11 protein-coding genes are annotated in these 21,868 nt (G+C 42.6%); 7 read left to right on the forward strand and 4 right to left on the reverse strand.

Going from position 1 to position 21,868, the window contains the following annotated elements; translation table 11 throughout:
• Nucleotides 1–216: 216 nt before the first annotated feature.
• The 3 genes from AB669_RS19515 to AB669_RS19525 are packed head-to-tail and all read left to right on the forward strand — an operon-like array spanning nt 217 to nt 4,787.
• Nucleotides 217–849, forward strand: a complete 633-nt coding sequence (locus tag AB669_RS19515) for a hypothetical protein (RefSeq protein WP_047801037.1) — start codon at nt 217–219, stop codon at nt 847–849.
• Nucleotides 842–2,857 carry a hypothetical protein gene (locus AB669_RS19520; RefSeq protein WP_047801038.1) on the forward strand — a complete coding sequence of 672 codons (2,016 nt, stop codon included), beginning with the start codon at nt 842–844 and terminating at the stop codon, nt 2,855–2,857. Before AB669_RS19515 ends, AB669_RS19520 begins: the two co-directional genes overlap by 8 nt.
• 1 nt (nt 2,858) lies before the next feature.
• Nucleotides 2,859–4,787 carry a hypothetical protein gene (locus AB669_RS19525; RefSeq protein WP_047801039.1) on the forward strand — a complete coding sequence of 643 codons (1,929 nt, stop codon included), beginning with the start codon at nt 2,859–2,861 and terminating at the stop codon, nt 4,785–4,787.
• A 504-nt stretch (nt 4,788–5,291) separates the two neighbouring features.
• Here the strand turns inward: AB669_RS19525 and AB669_RS19530 are convergent.
• From AB669_RS19530 to AB669_RS19540, 3 genes are all read right to left on the reverse strand, one after another.
• Complete coding sequence (locus AB669_RS19530) at nt 5,292–6,404, reverse strand: hypothetical protein (protein WP_047801040.1); 1,113 nt, start codon at nt 6,402–6,404, stop codon at nt 5,292–5,294.
• A gap of 242 nt (nt 6,405–6,646) precedes the next feature.
• Entirely contained in the window at nt 6,647–8,530 is a 1,884-nt protein-coding gene (locus AB669_RS19535; RefSeq protein ID WP_047801041.1) for a UvrD-helicase domain-containing protein, read from the reverse strand.
• 1 nt (nt 8,531) lies between these two features.
• On the reverse strand, nt 8,532–10,712 hold the full coding sequence (locus tag AB669_RS19540; protein WP_047801042.1) for an ATP-dependent endonuclease: 2,181 nt from the start codon (nt 10,710–10,712) through the stop codon (nt 8,532–8,534).
• Between the two features lie 479 nt (nt 10,713–11,191).
• Between AB669_RS19540 and AB669_RS19545 the strand changes: the two genes are divergently transcribed.
• The 3 genes from AB669_RS19545 to AB669_RS19555 all read left to right on the forward strand — a co-directional run bounded on the left by AB669_RS19545 (nt 11,192) and on the right by AB669_RS19555 (nt 15,819).
• Nucleotides 11,192–12,931 (forward strand): AAA family ATPase, encoded by a 1,740-nt coding sequence (locus AB669_RS19545; RefSeq protein ID WP_047801043.1) that lies wholly within the window; start codon nt 11,192–11,194, stop codon nt 12,929–12,931.
• Nucleotides 12,931–13,938, forward strand: a complete 1,008-nt coding sequence (locus AB669_RS19550) for a hypothetical protein (protein ID WP_053058490.1) — start codon at nt 12,931–12,933, stop codon at nt 13,936–13,938. Before AB669_RS19545 ends, AB669_RS19550 begins: the two co-directional genes overlap by 1 nt.
• Nucleotides 13,939–14,040: 102 nt before the next feature.
• Entirely contained in the window at nt 14,041–15,819 is a 1,779-nt protein-coding gene (locus AB669_RS19555) for a DUF6119 family protein (protein ID WP_047801044.1), read from the forward strand.
• Between the two features lie 172 nt (nt 15,820–15,991).
• Here AB669_RS19555 and AB669_RS19560 read toward each other — a convergent pair whose 3' ends face one another.
• Nucleotides 15,992–18,463, reverse strand: a complete 2,472-nt coding sequence (locus AB669_RS19560; protein WP_047801045.1) for a lipopolysaccharide assembly protein LapB — start codon at nt 18,461–18,463, stop codon at nt 15,992–15,994.
• A 330-nt stretch (nt 18,464–18,793) separates the two neighbouring features.
• On the opposite strand from AB669_RS19560, the gene AB669_RS22375 reads away from it, so the two are divergent.
• A complete protein-coding gene (locus AB669_RS22375) occupies nt 18,794–21,868 on the forward strand; it encodes an AAA family ATPase (RefSeq protein ID WP_053058491.1) in 3,075 nt (1,024 codons plus the stop codon).

Consider the following 21,868-nt stretch of genomic DNA (forward strand, 5'->3'; position numbering starts at 1 on the left):
TGCTAACTTCATTAAGACGTACGAGAATTGTTTCAGGCATATTTTTTCCCGATCTTTAGAAATGGTGTCAGTGAACTTTAGCGTGAAATTTAAAATTGTTCTTATTTTCAGTTTTTGTTTCCGAATCACTAAATAACTTGGCGACAGTAATCCAAGATAAGCGATGCCATCTACTCAGAAATTTATATATTTAAAAAATATATCTAATATAAATTAATGGCTCAAACTTCAACTGCACAGGACGCAATCCGCCTTCTGTATATTTTCGTTCACGGAAGTGATCCTGTAGATAACGATTCACAAGATTTTGCAGGTTGTTTTGAAGGTAAAACAAAACTTCATGCACTGGACTTTTGGGTACGGTATCCCGACTATCTAGCTTACCAATTGCTTAATATTTACGAGGAAACCTTTGAGGAGGAGTACTTGAAAAGCGCCAAAGAAATCCTGCGAACTGATGAACCGGACATTCGCTCGATTCCAATGATTCGGTACCGGTTTGGTGCTTATGATGACATCAGCGAAGCACTTTCCATTTTATTGTCCAAAGGACTTGTGTTAACCGGTGGCGAAAAGGCAAATGGAAAAATTACCTCTTATGAGTTTTACGTAACCGAGCAGGCAAAAAAACTCGTCGAGTCAATTGCCATAGATTTCCCAATATTGAAGTGGTATGATGACCGGACTAAACTGGTCAAAAAGATATCTGGAAATTTAAGCGGAAACGCGCTAAAAGCAATGCAGTACCAACACATGTCCTATGCAAAAACCAATCTGGGAACACTGATCCCTTCAATCAAAGATGAAGTTCAGTCTCGTCTGACTAAAATTATATTTAACCATGACTAAGGAGATTAAAGCGAAACCACAACTCGGTTGGCTGGAGGCGATAGCCGAGCGAACCAAATACACTCGTAAAGATATACAGAACTTTGTTAAAAAATATAAGATTCCTCAAACCCCCTCTATAGGAAACCCGAAAAGAATCCACCTCACTGGCATCGTTTTTAGCGGTAAAAAAGAAGGTGTACATACTAATGATTTCGAATTTAAGTTTGAAAACCTTGGCCCTGGTATCTGGGGGATATTTTCAGACCGAAACGGCAAAGGCAAATCCACCATATTGGAGGTAATTAAGTGGTTATTTAAAGGCAGGCCAGCTGATGGACTTCAATCTGGTGTGAAAAGCTGGATTAGATATGCTGGATTAAGCTTTAAGGTCGACTCGATGGATTATCGGATTGAGGTTAATCAGAAAGGGGAGGAATTTACCGGCGGGTTGCTACGCGCGCCCGCAAACATGGAACTCCGTGAATTTAAGACATTTAATTCGGAAGAAGAGATGGCAACAGTCATGTCCGACTTTATGCTAGATCAGTTGGAACTGGGGCAGTTTTCATCCTATAAAAGAGGTGATCACGAATTTGATAGCGGGTCAGAAATCACACATGGATGGCCTGCTCTAGCCGCAGCGATGTTCATCGGGACCAGCTACAGCGCAATTTTTGGAGATACAGCGATGTCGGGACTACCCAACCGCATTCTAAATATGTACATGGGGTTACCTTGGATCCCAACGCAAGCAGCATTAAAAGCGCTAGAAGGTCAATTGAAAGGGGCGGCTACAGTGGAAAATTTTTATATTGACCGGACTAAGGAAGACCGAAGAAATCGTCTAAGTGGAATACGCGCTGAACTGGAGGCTAAGTCTAAGCAATTGGAAGCGCTTCCACAGCCACAAAAATCGAAACAGGATTACAACAAACAAATTGAAGAATTCAATAGGGCCTACGAGTTGACCAATGAAGCAAGAAGGCGGGTCATGGAGGCAAAAGTCGAATTTGACACGATTGACGCAAGTTACAAAGCCGACAAAATTTCCTTACAGCATTTCAAAGAAGACCGCGCGGCCAATAAAATATTCAAGCAGCTTAATCCAACTTGTTGCCCACACTGTGAGCAGAAAATTACACAAGCCCAAATTGAAAAGGAGAAAACAGATCATACCTGTGCGATCTGCGACCGGACCATGCTGGATGGAGAAGATTCCGAAGCAATTTTAACCGAATTAACTCATAAGGCAGAGGCGACCGCAAAAGCTCAGATGGCAGGCCGAGAACTTTGCAAACAGCGGCAAAAAGCTTTGGAAAACTCCGAACAATGGATGACTGAACTTCAGCAAACAGCACTAGCTTACAAATCGGAACTGGATGCCGAACAGAAAAGCAGTACTACTTTCAACGCCCTAAAAGAAGAAATAGCAAGATTAAAAATCCTTGAGCAGGAATATGCAGAGGATTTACCCGAGCCTCTTGTAAGTTTACCTCTTACCGGCAACGAATCTGCCAGCGAATCGGACATTGACGAGAACAAAATCCTTGCAGCGGCCATTAAGGAGACAGAATCTCGTTTCAAGGGACTTCAAGAAGATTTGCTTCAGGGCGTTAATGAAAAGATGATTGAATATTGCAGCAAAGTTGGACTAAGTCAGTATACCGAACTTAAACTGAATGGTCAGCCCTCCCTTAAGATTACCAAGGATGGTGGCGACACTACTTTTTCAAAAGTGTCAAAGGGCGAACAACTGCGATTGAAAGTTCTGGCAACAATAGCTTTAATTTCAGTAGCAGAAGAGCGGAAACTCGGTAGACACCCAGGGTTTTTAATCATTGACTCGCCAGCTGCTCAAGAGGTTAACCAAGAAGATTTGAATAATCTGATCGCCGGACTGGAGGATTTAAGAAGTTCATTGCCGTCCCTTCAGATTATAATTGCCTCCGTAGCAAATGAGACACTGCTTGATCATGTCGATGAACATCACCGCAAATACGCACACGATCACGAATTCCTTTGGTAAGATGACCATCAAACTACATCCCATTGAATCTTATTTCATCTCAAAAATCGAAGCAGGACTAACGCCAAACTTAGATGAGATCGGAGGCCTATCAGCCGTTTCCAAGCAGTGCGAAGCTATCGCTGGCTCACCAATCTTGGATGAAATTTTAAGTGCAGTTGTCCAGGTTGCGGTACACTCTGACAGCAGTAATAAACAATTAGCCATAGGAATCTTCAATCAAGCTTTTTTAACAAATAATGACCCTATTGTCATTAGAGAAGCATTACATTTACTCTCACAAAATGCCGATTTATTTGGGGACTGCTTCAAAACATTACTCAAACTTGCTGACGATGTTAATCGCCCTGGGATTTTAAGGCGCTATTATTTGGCGGGCGCATTCGAAATCGCTTTGAACAGTCCAGCTAAAAAGCATGCCCTAATTGGCTATCTGTTGGATACTGATGGAAGAGAAGACGTTAGCTATATTTCTCACCTTATAAAAATTATAGGTTTGTCCTTTACTTTTTTTGATGAAAAGGACCTCTTTAAAAAACTCGAAAGCCTTGTCGGCTGCGCAGACTACGAGCGTTTTTTCGAACTGGGGATGGGCTCGCTACATAAGGCGTTAAATACAGTCACACACGACGAAAGCAAAATGCTGTTCGATCACGCCTTGGAATATTTCAAACATGCCGAAGCGCTTGGTCGTGATGATGCTTTAAGTTATCGCATTGCACTGGAAATTCTGCATAATTTCAGCAACGGAGAAAAATTGGATGAAATTAAAATGCTTAAAAGCCGTTTGACAAATAATATTGCCGCAACCTTGGCGTGGAACCCTCAGGATATGTTTCTTAGCTGGTCAGGGCTACGCCACACCGAACTGATGCATTGGAATTTGCTTTCCGAGAAAGTAGGTCAGCTCATAGAACATTTGGAAGAACCTGGATGGTTTGAGCCCAGCCGAGTTATCGAAGACCATCTGCTAAAAATTTATTCTAGTAGCCGCGCAATTCTGAATAAAAATATCGGTAGTGGGACAGATCAGATTATTCAGCCATTTATAAAGCGTAGAATAGCTGACCAAAAAGTTCAGGTTTTCTTACTCGATCAGTGGCTGAAAAGCAATATCCAGCATGAATTGTGGCCAGTAGCGACCCAACTAAAGGAACAAATTGATAATTACAAGGCGCAGCAGTTACTGGAAAATGACCTGGGGACAGCAGCACTTTCGTCTGCTGTCCCCGCCTATTGGAAAATTCCGCTCAGAGAACAGAAACAATTCGAGCAATTTGCGTCCACATTTAGGGAGGTACATTCCAACTCAACGCCTACGGTCATCGTTTCCATATTTGAATCGCTTTGCGAGCAGCTCAAACCAGTGCCAACTTATGACAATCCAGCGATAAGATTTAGTTTTCAAACCATTTTATACCATTCTCTTTACTTTCTCAAGTTGAGAATGGATAATTCAAAATCGAATTATCCAACCATGCGCTATCTTTTTAAAAGTAGTAAAAAGCCTCTGGAAAGCCAGTTGCAGCAAGACTATTACAATTTTATGGTCACCCAACAATCTATTGGTGATGTTAGGATAGAGATTTCTGATGTGGCGAGCGGAAGGGCAGATGTTTTCTTCAACTTTCTTTCCTATCATATCTGCACCGAAGTGAAGCGCGAGTCTCAAGACTGTAGTTTCGAATACCTTTCGGCACAGTATCTGGGGCAGAGTATGGAGTACAGCAATACATCTGCTAAGCTGGGCATATTGTTGGTTCTTGATTTAACTGAGAAGCCGCATGGTATGGGATCGTTTGAAAGCAGAGTGAAACTTGAAATTGCTTCAACATCGGGAAATCAGGATAAACGCGGTATAATTATCATAACTGTTCCTGGCAATAGGATTACCCCAAGTAAAGTAAAGAAAAGTAAACAGCAGAATTGATACGTGTACGGGAAAATGCATCTTGCACACGACACAGCAGAGGATGCCTATTACCTTGTAGCGTACTGTAACCGCTTGATTTACGGGTATATGCAATATAGAAAGTAGCACCATCCAGATTACAAGAACGTGGTGTGCAGTAAGACTTTGTAGGGGAGTGGGCGGTTTGGCTGTGTTGGCTGACACAATGAATAGTCGAATTTAGTAGAAGCAATGCTATCATGCAATAGAAATGCTCACTGTGAATTTGAGTAGCTTAGCCGAACGCCACAGATGTACTAAACCGAAAAAACATCTAAGTAAAAGTAACCTCATCAATTATAAATCATAACAATAGTTTAACCCGCTATCAATCCCCATTCCGATACATCATCTAAGAATAATCAGCACCTTTGAGTTTAAACATGGTCCGTTACTCTATTGGTTGAATAATGCTTGATCTCTAAAGCTTATCAACCAATAGAGTTAGCTAAAACCTAAAGCGATATTCATAAAATTGAACAATTATTTCGAAAGCAGGACACCAGCCTCTACCAAGGCCCTCAAAATCAAATGTCTGGCCTCAGTTCTCGCAACAATCAGGTCTTTCATTCCATTCGCTTGCATCCAAATGGTAAACAGATTATATTGCGTTTTAGTCGCTTCAGGTGTGGCACATTTACTTAAAAATACCATCTGAATATTTAGGGTCCGCTCCCATACGTATATTCCGAAATCATCTTTCATCGCCACAATATCCGGATTGCCCAATAACTTTCTGACCTGTGATTCGGTCACCGAGCCATATACGCCAACGAAGTGTAACGGACCTTTGGTTAACGTGGAAAAACTCCCTTTTTGTATTGTTTCCTGATCCGTTAGAAACACACGTCCGGCAAAGCTCAATGCCTCTGGCGTGGACATGCTATCGGGCACAGCCATTACCGTAGTGATGATATCGGTGTAGTCATGGTCAACCATCGGCTTGAGCATTTTGATGATTTCTCGGTTCCTTACCTCATAGCTCATTGCTTTCCATTCCAACATCTTTTGGCCACCGCCATTTGCACGATATGCAATTCCGGCAAACTCAATTCGTTTTTCAATCGACTTACGGATGATATCTTTGATGTTCGCCAAGAGCTGTACTTTAAAGTTGCCCTCAGTCCAATCGCCTTTCAGTTTGAAGTCGTGATTGAACCTATTCCGCTCCATCACGTATTTCTCGAAGTTTTCATCCCGTTTTTTTTGTTTGGTATCAGGATCTGTGTAATTGATAAAGTCCTTTAAATTTAAAATGCTGAGCTGCTTTTGCGAAAGTTCAATTGCCCTAGCCATTTCTGCATGGCAAATACCGATATCCACTGCAGGTGGCGCCCATCCGGCACTTCCGCTCAGCAGTACAATGGTATGGTCTGCCTCTTCAATTTCTTTCAAACATTGGTTGTAACTGTCATTTGTTGCATCGGTTGCAAATTTTTCGTTGATTGAGATCTCCAAAAAATCCTTTCCAAAAAAAAATTCTTTCTCGAGTTCTTCTTTTAGATAGAGCCTCAAAGCTGTAAGGTTTGATTTGGGATCTGTGTCAAATTTAAGTGTATCGTTATTTCTGCTGGAAATAAATACTTTGTAAGTCATGCGAGTCTGCGTTTGTTTAGTCGCCAATATAGCAAATGTTTTCCTTGCAATCATCGCCCGTCAAAACATAAGGATCAAAATCACCCATGAACTTAATGCCTTTCAAAAACATTGGGTGAAAGAAATTGAAGATTGCTTTTCTATCTCTCTAGCGCATTGCTGGAAGCTGGCTCTGTACGGCAAATTATTCGTGTTAAGCCATATAAAAAATACTAATAAGTTTATTGAAACTGAGGTCAGCTCTAAGTCATACGTTCGATCTCCAATTTTGAAAACCAGCCAAATTCGAGTGCATTGTGCTCCAATGCACTTGGTTCGTGAGTGTAGGCGATAATCGCCAAGCTTTCTTTGGCTCGTGAACAGGCAACATAGAATAATCGTCTGGTCCTGTCCATTACCGTTTCCTTTTTCTCCTTGATGTTTTTTCGGTCCGTGTCACTCAATCCCGAGATGCCGAAAAGCGTGTCGTATTTAAACATGAAACCACGGGACTCCTCATCATCGATTATCACCATTACGTGGGAATACTCCAGCCCCTTCACGCCCTGATGGGTACCAAACTGCGACTTTTCACTCAAGTACCTGTCATAGTTGACGATTTGCGAAAAAGGAACAGACAATGCAGACGCCAGCGCTCTAACCTGTTCCGCCTCAGCGCCTTTCTCTATCTCCTCATCCACAAGTTCCCTTTCAGAAACTTCCATAAGTAAAGGGCGTAGCACATCTGGGACCGTAAATAGGCGAGAGGTCGACAAACTCTTTAATATGTCCAGTCCAGATGGTTCAGCCCCATCTTTCCAAAGCTTAATTAATGCCTCTACCGCCTTATCAGCCAATGCCAGCTGCGCTAATTGTTCGGTGGCGAGCGCAAGATTGTCCTTAGATATCAGCGGGGAATGTTGCTTCACCAAGCGACCTATCGCGAATTTGTCCCCAATAAGGTGTGCATGGTAAAGTGGGATGATCATCCTCGTGAAGATACCAATACTGGAAAGCGATCCTTCGAGCAGCCCTGTCTTGAGTCGATCGTTCTCGTATAGCGGTTGGAAGAAATCCAGAAATCCCATTCTCCGGGCGGCCATATGGTGCTCTAAAATGAGCGTCTTGACCTCCAGTCGATTTTCTCGCCACTTAGGATCACCCGTTAGTTCCGCCATGCGCTCAGAAACATAAGCCTCGGCTTTATCCTTGTCTGCCGATGAATCCGCAATAAAAAGACGGACGAGTCCACCCTGGTTTTCCGCTCTTGGCAGCTGCAGTTGTTTATCAACAGTACCCCTAATCGTGTTGACTAAGTCAATGATACGTTTTTGTGAACGGTGATTCATCTGTTTTACCGGCGTCAGCCAATCCTTTGGCAAGGCATTTCCCAAATTTTCCTTACCGTCCGAATAAATCCTCTGCATCGTGTCCCCAAGCAGACCAAGGGAAACTCTTTTTGGAAGCGTAGCCTGTAGGTGAAAAAATGCATCTATCAATTCTTTCTTTGTATCCTGGCTTTCATCTATAAGTATGATTGGGAATCTGTCTACAATGATTTCCTGCATAAGCGATTTCTCCCGCATAAAATATGCTGTCAAGGCAATTACCTCTGCATGATTAAGTGAATCCCTGGAAATGTTGTCCCCGTTTGGGTTATAGGTAAACTTGCTTATCCCATCAAGACTTTCCAGCCTTTTGGTTTTCGAAGTCATCCGTACAGCCCTCTCTAGAGATGATTTATTACCCAAATCCCTGCTCTTCGCCTGAGCTGCACTAAGATCGGACAGCTCACCTCTCAGGTTTATCTTTAGCCACTCTCTGATATCTGCGGTCAGTCCCTGAATCAAATCCCAGCAAAAGCTGTGGATTGTCGACACCTGGAAAAGGACATTCTGCTCCAGACGGTGCATGATCTCATCAGCCGCCGCATTGGTATAGGTAATGACCGCAATCCGCTGGTGGCGCAATAAAAAATGCCGCCCATGTTTTTCCCTAATCCTGCGTAATACCGTTACCAGTGTCTTAGTCTTACCTGATCCCGCCCCAGCGAAAAGAAAAAAGCTTTTTGGATCCTGGGGATTCAGTCCATCGAAGATTTCCTCATCTACATGAGCATCCGTATTGTTTATGTCTGTCGCTGCCATCTTATTTTCCTTTTGTAGGTTTCTTCAAGATCGATAATTTACCTTCCAACCACGAAAGACCACTGGCGATATAGGCCGGGATTTCCAGTGCCTTAGGATCTTCCATGAACAAAAGTTCCAGTGCGAATTCAGCTTTCTTTGCAGTTTCATCGGTAATCACTTCATAAAGTTCTTTGGCGCATAAAGCTGTATTTTTTTGCTTTGCGGCAGTACACATCTTCAAAAGAAGACCCTTGCCAGCATGCATTTCTGAAAAAAGTTTTTTGTTTGTCAATACAAGCGAATCCTCAAAGGTGTAAGGATAGGCCGGAACGTCTTTCTTTCCTTCCTTGAAGCTAATTTTCGTCTGATAAACGACCCTAATCTGCCCGTTCTTGGAAATCCAGTCAGCCTCTTTCATGGCCAAAAGCTTATCCAATGAATTTTCACCGGGAAGCCAAGTCTTAAGGGTACTGTTGCCACTGTTATATCCCTTGCCGAGATCAGGTTGTACCTTTGATCTTCCCTGAACAGCATCTAGGTCAGTAATGACCAAACACAAAATTCCTAAGTCCTCAATCAAGGGGCGCAAGGTATGTGCATGACTTCCGCCGATTTCCAGAATCGAGAGATAACAATTGCAAAGATCTTCATACCGCCTTACAAAACTGGGCACAAGCATTCGCTCCGCTGGACCTTCGACCATGATAACCGCATCTGCAAAAAAAAGATCGCAATGGGTCGTTTTAAGGTAACGCTTGGCAAATTTGGTAGTGGCGGTATCTTCGCCGAAAGTTTCGGAAAGATTGACCACAGTTGTCGTCTGGCTCATTCCCAGCTTAGGTTGGGACCGCTTAAAGTATCGCAATGCCGTGAAATCTGCTTCATGTGCGATGTGGCTGGAGTGTGTGCTGATTATCAACTGTGTTGTGAACAGCGAACCCTCTAATAAATCATCATGCTTCCGGAGCACTTGATAGGCTTTATTGATAAAAACCTGCTGAACTTGCGCATGCAGATGCGCCTCAGGCTCCTCTATGAGTACCAGGTGAAGAGGTTCAAAACCCACTACCTCCGTAGTTCCAGAACTATCGAAACCCTTACCTACCTGCATCCATTCATCACGGAATCGGATAAGCTTAAATATAATAGAAATCAGGTTTTGATAGCCAAGTCCATTGTATTTCTCAGGAAGGGACAGGCCCTCTTCAAGCGCATATTGCACCGCAGATTCATGTGTGAGGCTATCGAGCGAGTTAAATTTGCTTGATAGGGTAATTGAAGGGTTGCCAAAACCTGGATAGTTCAATATTTCCAACTCTTTCAATGAATCCTTGAAAGCTGTTTTGAGACTTTCATCAAATATTTCCTTCGCACTACTGATCGCCTTGAGGGCCGCAATGTCATCAGCCGTCGGATTCACTGACGGGTTGAGGTGCTTATCATAGTAGCTTCGCAACTGGCTGCCCAGGTTTTTTATATTTTCCGAGCGTTCCTGGCTCTCACTGTTCGAATCAGAAAAACCCCGCTGTGCATTGATGATATCAATTTTGATCAGACCGCTGAAAACATCACCCTCTAGGGCATCTGCGAGTGGATCCATTTCCTGTGGCTTGTCATGTAGAGCAGGGTCAAGCAAAAAGGTCTGTACTTTGAAAAAACGCGAAAGGTTGCCTTTCTCATCTAGAAACTCCCAAAGTGTGGAAGGCCACATTTTGAATTTCTTCCCTTTCTCGGGTTTTCCAGTCAACTCTGTTGCCTGTTTTTGAGCAGCCGTAAATTCCTGGTAGAACAATTCGATGTCTACTGGTTGAAGCCGTAATCTTACCCCCAACAGACCGCCTTTCCAGCTTAGCGTTGGAATAAGCCTATGTACATGTTGCAGTTCGGTGTGTTCCACTTTAAGCCAGACATCCAGTGTCGGTAAGAGGCCAGCCCATTTATCAATACTGAATTCCTCCGGGTCATATGCAGTTAAACTGCACCATTTTTCGCCAAGTTTATTGATGTCTTTCCAATTGGAAAGCGTAAAGTCCCGGGTAGTAAATTTGCTCTTCTGTTTCAAAAAAAGCATTAGGGCATCCATAGCAGTTGTCTTGCCGCTATTGTTGGCACCTACAAAAAGTGTTTGTTGCTGGGCAAATTCAATCCGACAGTCTTTCAGTTTCCTGAAATTCTGTAGGTGTACAAAATCGATTTTCATTTTTGAGCATCATTAATAAGATAGCTAAAACTAAAAAAAGATTTTCAACTTAGAGAAGTGTCTGCAAAGATTTATAAATAGATTTATCAACAGTCTTGTCCTGCCTGGAATAACTCAGATTTATTCTTGCAAAGCTTTTTTTGCACAATAACCTTCGAAGAGATAACCTCTATAAATTTATCACTTACGGGAAAACACAAACGAGCACATCGTCAAGTTGTGGGAGGAATTGTGGTTAAAGGCTTGGTGAATTAGCTTTAGCAGCTAAAGACAAATCAAATTACAATGCCCACCATACGCTGAAGCATTAGCTCTTAACCTTTTTTCCAAATAGTAACGGAATTAATGTTGGTAGCCTTTAAGAAGCTGGCGGACAAACGTTTAGAGCGGGATTTCGTTTATTTTTAATCCAATAAGAGGGCATTGTTGCTTAAAATCAAATAGAATTTTATACTTTAGCACAAACAACGTTTCTCAAAATGATTGACATTCTCGAACTCAATGAAGCGGTTTTTAGGGCTCTCGATCGTACGGATTTGACCTACACCTATCGCAAAAGTAACACTGCTAGCCGCTTAGAACAAGGCTATTGGTTTTACGGTAACGAAAACTATTTCGCCATCTCTTTCTGGTCAGGAATGGACTGGAAAAACCGAACGCCCAATATCATATTTGTCGTCACATACAATGGTTTTGTATATTTGGAAATCAACGTTTCGGATTCAGATCGTAAACGCGAATTTGTTATTACCCATCTACAAGACCAGCTTGGGCTTGAAATCGAAGGCCGCCGGTTCAAAAAATATTATGCCTCCGATTGTGATCTTCAATTGGCATTACACTTGTTAGACGATTTTATTCGTGAAGATAAAGCCCATATCGACCATATTCTTAAAAATCAGGCCGATAATTTTTTCGTTCCCGGAGAAGAAGGGTTCGGCTATATCGACCACAAGGAATTTCGCCAACGCCGAAACAACGTCTATAAATATCATGACCGAAAGGAGCGTGATAATGAGATTGTTGAACGTGACGATTCATTTAATACGGAAAAGCCTTCCAAGATCAGATCATTCTCTGTTCAGGATTCAGGTCCGATCCAATTTGCCGAGATGCAGGATATCCCTACACGGACCCAATGGATTTTTATCACCGGTGAAAATGGTTCGGGCAAGTCCAGTTTCTTAAAAGCTATAGGTACGGCCCTGGGACATCGCGCATTGAGCCGCAACGAGATGAATGCTAATCCGGGCTTCCGAATAGAGGCACAGTTGGGCAGCGAATTCCGAAGCAGTGCTCAAGACTTCCATCGTGAGAAAAATGAGGGCACCAAATTCAGAAGACCAAGGGTCATTGGCCTTTGCATGTACGGTCCGTTTAGGATTTACAATTCAAGAAAGCTATCGCAGGCCAAATTCTTGCAGCTCTATAACAAAAATGGGGGCTTTGCATCCTTGTTTTCCGACAATGCACCGCTATTAGATATCGATAAACAGCTCGACATTTGGAAAAAAGACCGCAAGGCACAAAGTATGCTTGAAAAGAGACAATACCACATTAAAAATGTGTTGACCAGTGTTGTACCAAATCTATATAACATTGAATTCCACCTTGGAGAGGATAGAAGACCAGTGGAATACTATACTCGAAAGGATAATTTCTCTGAGGTACTCCCAACACAATGGGAACACCTTTCCTCTGGTACAAAAAGCGTATTTTGTTTAATTGTGGATATTTTGCTCCGGCTTTATGACCAACAGCCTCAAATTGCAGATCCGGGTGAACTCAGGGGTATGGTCCTCATCGATGAAATTGATCTTCACTTGCATCCAAAAGGGCAAAAAGACCTCGTTTCCAACTTGACCTATGTATTTCCACACGTTCAATTTATCGTGACCACCCATAGCCCCATACCGCTATTAGGTGCACCTCGGGATTCTAGGATTTATGTAATGCGCAACAGAGATGGAGAAATCTCCATGGAACGCATGGACGACAAGGTCATGTTTTCTAAAATATTACCCAATGCAATTTTCTCTTCACCAATATTTGGTTTCGAAGATCTGATCTCCGATTCAAAAAGACGAGATGAAGTTCCGTTCTTTGAAGATGATTTTCGAGAGATCAAAAAAACCGAGCAACTCAATCAGGAAATCAATGATTTTCTCAGTAATGCGAAACAGAAAGAATTGTACGACCTCTTTAACTTGGGCGCCTGATGAGAAACGTAACCAGAAGCTACCAGCTCATTGACGCACCAGCAATTTTGCAAAAGGCAAGTACCATCACTGCCTGCACAACCATCGCAAGATCGGGAAGCGCATCAGGCATCAGTTCCACCATTTATAACAATGCCTATGATGCCGGCGACCAACAGGGAAGGGAATCGCGGGTGATCGAAAAATTAAATCAATGGTATCATGGAAAATGTGCCTATTGTGAGCGATATTACAAACTCGATGTCGAACATTATCGACCTAAAGGGGCCATAAGCGACGAATACAATAATTCCTTAAGAAAAATTGGCTATTATTGGCTTGGATATGAGTGGTCAAATTTACTTCCGTCATGCATCTCCTGTAACCGAGATGGTGGAAAGGGGATCAAGTTTCCCTACCTGAATGGAAGTATTCAGGTTACTGCACCAAAATTTGATCTAGCGAATAACCTCGACAGAACATTTTGCTTGATCGATCACCAAGATTTAGTGGCTGAGCGACCGGCTTTACTACATCCGGAAATGGACCTCAATATTGAACAGTATTTTGAATTCGAGATCGAGCCTCAGCTCCAAGGTATATCCATAAAAGGTATCGATGCAGATCGAAGGGGAGAAATAACGGCAATTATCTGTAAACTGAACCGTTCAGAAATTAGAATAGATCGGTTACAGCAGGTGGTCATGGAGCTGGTCAAAAATGTACATAATTCCGTAGCCAAACTTAACCGAATCGGAGACAATGTCGCTTTTACTAATGAACTTGAACTCTATTTCGAGAAAATACGAATGGATTGTAAGGATGAAAAAGTAGCCCACACCATGCTTCGAAAGTACATCATCGCCTCGGCTGAGAACTTTGATAAAATTGTCATTCCTTTTGTGGTGGTTAACTTTCAGGCAATCTTGTCGCATGCATTCAGGCAATACTTGATTAAATCAGCAGTAAAAGCTGCAGTGGCACCCATAAATAATTCCCAAGCCGTTGTAATCCCTTCTGTAGCTTAATATAAGAGAGGATCACTTTAATTCTGACCGACTCCCTATTTTCACGAACCTATATATGTTTTAGACAATAGGCTTAATGATGCTACATACCTAAAAACGCTCATGACCATCCTACCAAACATATTTAAAATTGATCTGGATAACTACAAGTTAACCGGACTTAGCAGTACGCTGTCGAAAATAAATGCAATCGTCCGCACCGCCAAAGAGAAATCCAGTTTACCTGGTACGAGTGAGGATTTTCATGTAAATAGCTTCACCAAGGATCAGATCAACTATTACATGTATCTTTTTGATGATGAAGATAAGACATCTGATTGGGCAGGTTTTTTGCCTAGAGAATTGTCTGAGGGAAAAAACTTCGTTCAGAAGAAAGTCTCCCTGATTTTATTCTTTGAGACGTACAACGAGCTTTTTGCCATCGTTGGAGGAAATGCCTATCCCGCAATAGTGGGTTTTATTGATCAATCTTTCGGACTGAATACCTATGATAAAATTGTTTCACGAGAAGATGATGAAATGACAGGTATCAAATATTGGGGCATAACCGGTCAAAAAATAAAAGTGAATGAACATTTCAGGGATGATTACCGGATCATCAATTATCTCAAATTCGGGAAGGTTCCAGAGGAGATGAGTGTTAAGCTGGCCCACAAGACTACTGACGAATACTTCGGTTTTTTGCTGGAAAAGCCTGCCGAAAGGCTTCAACTTACGGTAGGCAGATCACTTAAAATCAAAAAAGAAATCGATTTTGATACCCTACACAAAATTGCTTTGGAACTCAGCCATATCGTAGGTGTGGACTCCAAAAATTTTTTAAGTTCCTATATTGAAGTGAAGGACCAGGGTAGGATCACCCGATACAAAGACGCTTTAATCGACAAAATTTTTAACCATATCGCTTTTTTACAGGGCTACGATAAAAGTGAATCCAATAAATTCGAGTTTGATTTTTGTAACCCCAAAAAGGTCGAGGCCTTTTATGAAGCCAACAGATTCCAACTGAAAGAAAAAAGCGACGATGGTACTAACTTATTTGCTACTGTTACAGATCGTTCTTTAATCTATAGAACGGTACTGGATAGGGCATTACAAGTGAATGGCTATAGCCGCTTCGAGATTATGGTCTTTCTTCAGGGCGTCAGAATACTCAGTTTTCTGGATAATAAAAAAACAGCCGAATCGATGTTCCTTTATCACATAAGTGCTGAGCTGAGTGTTGATGGTGAATCTGTGTTTTATCTGGATAATAAATGGTATAACATAAAAGATTCATTCGTAGATGATTTAAAAAGCCAGACCGAAAGGATATTCAGAACCTTTAGACTCGATCCAAATGTTCTTAATGAGCCATGGCCAAAAAAAGAAGATTCCATTTTAATGCTGGATGAGAATGAATATAATATGAAGTATGACCTACAGAGCGGTTACATCGTTGGGGATGAGCTCATTACCGACGGTGTTGAAGTTTTCGATATTTTGCACTACACAGCAAAGGAATTTTATTTAATCCACGTCAAGCACGGATTCACGGCAAGAGTCAGGGAATTGACCAACCAAATCCTGATATCCGCCCGCAGGGTTAGTGAAGCAAAGTCATCGGGTAATAAGAGATTTTTTGGAAAACTCTATGATCAGTTACAGGCTGCAGGTAGGAGTGTTGATGGATTAACAAAAACAGAGTTTGTGGATTTATTTTTAAAACGTGAACCCATATATGTTTTCGCGACATGCTCGCAGCTGGACCATGATTTGCCGATTGAGGACAACATAAACCGATATCGGTCCAACATCGCAAGATTTTCTTTGGTTACCTGCTCGAGCGAAGTGCGCAACAGTTATTTCGAAATGCTGACTTACCAGATTCCTAAGGGATAATTGCAGCTAAATTGATGTTTGCTAAAAAATTACAGATGCTTGCCACCTAAAACGGATGATTTGCTTATCATGATTGTGTCTATGAACAGGAATTAATTTTTTTAATTCAAATAAACGTCTCTGAATCAACGGATAAAGAGTGAGGTAGAACTTGAGCAACTCCACCAAACCATTAAATAATTTTTTTTAGAATTTCAACCGTACTGATGAAACACAGGTCAGCTTTAGACTTATCGAGCATTTCTTTTAATTCTTTTCCAGGATGCACGAAATTTCGGTAAATTCTTGACAAATTACTCAAATGAATGACATCGGACCCAAACAATTTGTTTTGTTCAACATAACTTATTAGATCGATCAGCACACAATCATAAATCTTTTTCGTCTTTTGCTTGCCATTTACATCCTGGAAAGTAATTGAATTCAGTTTTTTCCTTTCGCAAAAATAGATTAACGCAAGTTCCACCAAAGATCCCGAGAGGATAACACTCGATTTAAAATGGCCAAGAAGATAATTGTGAATGAGTTCGTTGAAGTCGCGCTCAAAGAAAGTGCGGAACTTCTTCGTAACTTTTGCTATTCGTTCGGTCATGTCGAAATAGCCATTTTGTTCTAAAGAATCGATAGATATGCTTATAAAACCATCTATCCATTGCTGGGGTATTTTACGTTTTACAATCCGTTTCAACTCCTGTTCGATGAATGGATTTATCTGATAGACCGATACACTGAAAGCTGCCCTTTCCGTTGTTAGTTTCAGGTAGCCTTTGTCTATCCATTGATTTACCAACGATTCCGCACGCTGCTTATCAACGCCTGCAAATTTTTGAAACTTGTACTTTGGTACGGCGACCTTCCAGTTTTTAAAGCTTTCATCTTTTTTAATCTGCTCTAAAAACTGCGTTAGCTTTTCAATGACGTAATCATTTTCAAACGCTAAAGACTTTATTGCCGACCGATATTCGAGTTGTTGGCTTTTATCTTCAGCCTCCAGACGCTCGTTTTTCGCCTTCTCCTTAAGTGTATTTTCCAAATTTCGTTTCAGTGTCTCATCCTTCGGATTAACTACAAGTCCTCGTCTATAGAGCGCTATGGCATCATCATACTTTTTTTGGTTTTTAAATATGTTACCCAAATTATTTAATACAGCAGAATTATCACCTTCATGATCAAGATATTTTTGATAGATAATTTGGGCATTTTTTTCATCCTTCAGCTCTGCATACGAGTAGGCAAGCTCGAAAAGACTATCTTCTTCAGCTATTTGCTCGAGCGTGAAGTATCCGGACAGATCAATCACCTTTTGCCAGGCTTTCGCTTCAAAAAATAACTCGAATAACTTCTGGATATGATGGGCCAAGTGATTGCGGAGGGCATAGTCCTCCTCCAAGTCTGTCATCAGCATCTGATATGTCTTATCTAAATCACTTATCACCTCCTCATCCTCATAAAAATAATTCGTTAAAGTATCGGCAAAAAAACCTGTTATGAAATCATAGTGAAATCTATTAAGAAGCTGAGATGCATTTTTAATTGCTTTATATTGATCATTTATTTTTGACAACTCTTTAGCCAAAAAATACCGTAACAACCAAATTTTTCCATTAAAGATATCATCGTCTCTTTTATCAAGTTTTAGCTTTGTCAGATTGCGGTAAATGCTCAGCATATTATCCATCTGAATATCGTCGTCCACGTGGATGGCCAGCTTCAGGGGGCCGCCTGTTAGCCTTCCGCCATCCGCGATAAGATCTTTGTGGATATTTAAATTTAAAACCAATTCCTTTATGCTGGATTTATCGCCGATCGTTAGCAGTACGTTCAGTAGACCAAAAAAACCAAAAAGGGAATCATGCGTATTGATGGATTCCTCATAAGTGTTTTTAAAAGCTTGAATAGCCTTTTCAGTAGATCCGGATTCTTCGAATGATCTTCCCAGCATGTATCCTGGACCAAAATTATCTTTCGGAAACTCCTTGTTCTTAACTAATGTTTCCTGGAAATAGAGCTGGGCACTTGCAAAATCCTTTTTTGCATAAAAATGCTTCCCCAAATTATAGGACAGTGACGCTGAACTAAGCCCTTTGTCTAGAGCCGTTTTTAGACTGTTTAATTCTCTCTGCGCCATGCCATGGCTTTTGTAGTGTTGAGCGAGTAAAATATAGAATATAGTCTCGTCAGGAAACTTAGCGACGCCCTCCTCAAGAAGTTCAATTTTTTTCTGCCCTTTGAGCTTATATTTTTGACGCAGTAATGTTTGGATCGGGTAGGTTTTCGCTTTCCTTGCCTGGTTGTAATAATAGTCGGCCTTTTCAGGGTCGTTAATGTATGCAACACCTTCATTCCCAAAAAAAGATGAGGCGCTGTAGATCTCACCAAGCCAGTAATATGCCCAGCCACTGTTAATTCTTTCATTATCATTCGCATCTGAAATCAGTATTTCGTCCGCCGCTTCCTGATATTTTTTCTGAGAAAGATAGACGTGTCCCAGCAGGTAGTGAGGGTAGACCTTTTCGGGATATTCCAAGATTAATTTTTCACAAATTTCTTTCGCTGAATCCAAATTATCAGCATAAAAATCTTCCCAAGCTTTATCTATTGCAACTTTGTAATAGCTTTCTTCTGTTTCTTGTAATTGTTCCATGCTTCTAGAATTTGACCATTTTCATTTCTTTCGAATTCAGTTGATATTTCGTCTAATATATCAAATGTTTTAAAATCAAATTCCAAAGAAAACACCCAACCACGCAATGTATCTGCGTAGGTGTTGTTTTTTGATCTTTGAAAACGTCGCTGTCAAAATAAATACGCATAATCCTGAATGGCTTATTCAAAGATAACCTTCTGGAAAAAAAATCAATTTTTTGTTTCACGAATTGAGCGCAACTAAATTTTCAGCTTTACCCATAATAATCGTATTTTGCCCTTTTAACCTTAAGCATTTGCCAAGGCCTTATTTTCATCAACGCTCCACATGATTGAACTTGACCCCAATACCCCTAATGAACTAAAGGGGCCTATCAAACAACTCTACAAAACCCTCTTCGACCCGTCAAAACGCCTCGGTGCGCTCCCTGGCCTGAGAAAAATCCAGGACCAGGGCCTGCAACGCCCGGATAACTTCCGAAAGCTGGCACTACAATACAAAGACCAGACCCACAACCTGGAAATCTTCCATTACGTCCGCGAAAACGGCAACTGCCTGGCCATCTCCAACCCTGGAGCCGGCAACCTCATCCAGCTCGTTCTAGAAAGATTCTCAAGGGCAGACAGAGGCACCCTGGAACTCTTCCACGATGGCAGCATCACCGGAACCCAAGGATCCAACCGCCGAAAAAATCTTTCCGACATCCGGCAGGCCCAGAGCAGGCTCGACATCGCCGAGGACTGCAAAGAGATCAATCTGGGCACATTGCCCAAAACGTACACCTTCGAAGACGAGGCCTTTACCCGCTTCCTCTCCAACTTCATCATCTACGCCCTCGAGCGTAAAACCATCAAAAATATGCTCAACGACCAATACCCCGAAAAAACAGGAGACAAAACACTTTCCCCATTCAAAAACTTCATCGAAAGGCTTATCCCGCATGTCGAACAGTCCAGGCCACAACAATATTTCTTCAACCGTGAGGTCTACACCGACCACCACATCTGGGTATCGGACTACGGAAAATCACTCAACGAAGAACCCGCGCATTATGAAATCATCCTGCGCGATGTCGATGTTCCCTTAAAGGAAACAGACAGGCCGCAGATCTGCATCGACATCCATTTTGAAAAGCGCAAAAAAGACAGCAGGTCTCTGATCGAATCCCTTTCACCGCTACCGGAGAAAATAAAAGAAATACCTTGGCACCACGGCAATAGCCTGAGCTATACCGAATCATACGGCCTGGACGACCCGGATCTATTGGAGAAAGTCACCGCTGCCCTGGACTATTTCCGCCGGCACATCCAGCATCCCCTCATCGATGCGGTCAACATCCTTTACCAAAAATTCCTGGTCAACAAACTCCTGGTCAACCTCACCTGGAACAGCAACGACTGGAAATCACCGAGCGAGGATAAAAGCAACCATGACTGGGTAAAAAACGGCGGGACGCCCATGGAAAGCTGGAACTTCGACAAGCAGGCCGAATGGAACACACCCGCACTCATTTTTGGCAACGCCACTTTCACCAAACGCCCCAAGCTATCGGGACGGGCGGTTCTGGTCTTCCATTCCCAAAACAAAATCGTAGGCTTTTACGGCGATGCCGCGCTCATCGATAAAAAAATAGGCGAAAACGAAAAAAACCTGCAGGGCAGCAAAGCCCTGTCCTTTGTGCTGGAAAACAAAATCCCGGCGGCAAAAGAATCGGGATACCTGGAGGATAAACAGCGCATCGGCCAGATCGGCTTCAACTACATCCAGCACGACCAGACCCTTATCGACATATTGGACAAAGCGCTTGAACTCAACACCGCACAATCCGGCGAAATCCTGGATTTAAAAAACTGGTTCCAAAAAAACATCACACCTGCCAAGAGCGGGCCCACAATTATGAAACACCCCAAAAACCAGATCCTTTTCGGTCCTCCGGGAACCGGAAAGACTTACCGGACCATCAACAGATCGCTCAAGATCATCGGTGGCAAAGAAGTGCGGGAGCTAAACTGGAACGACCGGGCCGCGGTCAAAAAACTCTATGATGCCAAGGTGAAGTCCGGACAGATCGTCTTCACCACTTTCCACCAGAGCATGGGCTATGAGGATTTCATCGAAGGCATCAAACCCCAGGAACCGGCCAGTGAAGGCGGTCCGGTGACCTACTCCGTAGAACCCGGGATATTCAAGGCCATCTGCCAAAAAGCAGCAAAGCCGCTGGAGCTGCAAGGGGCCGGTCCGATCGACTTCCAAAAAGCCGCGTTCTTCAAGATGTCGCTCGGCGGCAAGGACCGCCCTGACATCCACGAGTACTGCCTGTCGCATGACCTTATCGCACTGGGCCATGGGAGTGATGAGGATTTTACGGCGCTCAGTAAGATAAAGGACTGGAAAACCTTCCGTGACGCTTTCAAAGAAAACCATGGCGGCCTGGCCGGAAAAAGCAAATACAACATCCAGGCCGTATTTATTTTCCAGCGCATGAAAATCGGCGACATCGTCATCATCAGCAAGGGCAACCATTTGATCGATGCGGTCGGCAGGATCACAGGGGAATATTTTTATGAGGAACAGAGCCAGATCGGCTACCACCAGTTCCGAAACGTGCAGTGGCTGGCCAAAAACATCAATCAGACGCCGGAAGATTTCTTTGGTAAAAAAATCAGCCAGCAGTCTATTTATGAACTCGAGGACGGAGAAGTCCGCCCCGGAATAAAAGCTTTTTTCGATCAGGAACCGCAAGAGCAGATGAATTACGTCATCATCATCGATGAGATCAATAGGGGCAACGTCTCGGCCATCTTCGGCGAACTCATCACCTGCATCGAGGACAGCAAACGCCTGGGCCAGACCGAAGCGCTAAAAGTTACGCTTCCCTACAGCAAAGAAGAGTTCGGCGTTCCGGGCAACGTCTACCTCATCGGTACCATGAACACCGCGGATAGGAGCGTGGAAGCACTCGATACCGCCTTGCGCAGGCGTTTCAGCTTCAGCGAAATGCTGCCTGTTGATGACCATGAACTGATCAACAGCGTAGCAGGCATCGATTTGAAAGCCATGCTCAGACGCATCAACCTGAGACTGGAAAAACTTGTTTCCCGCGACCACACCATCGGCCATGCATTCTTTTTAAACCTGGAAGGCCCGGAAGCGCTATATGCTACCTTCTACGATAAAGTCATCCCGTTATTGCAGGAATATTTCTTTGGGGATTACGGCAAGATCGGACTCGTGCTGGGTTCGGATTTCATCCAGGAGGAAAAAGCGGGCAGCGAAGGAGAAGCGCTTTTCGCAGCATTTGAGTACGAAGACAAAGACCTTTTGATGCAAAAAAAGGTCTACCGGATCAATAAGTTCGAAAAAGATATGGAAAACTTCCTAAACGCGGTGCGCAAGATCTAG

Source organism: Pedobacter sp. BMA (assembly GCF_001027745.1).
GTDB lineage: Bacteria > Bacteroidota > Bacteroidia > Sphingobacteriales > Sphingobacteriaceae > Pedobacter.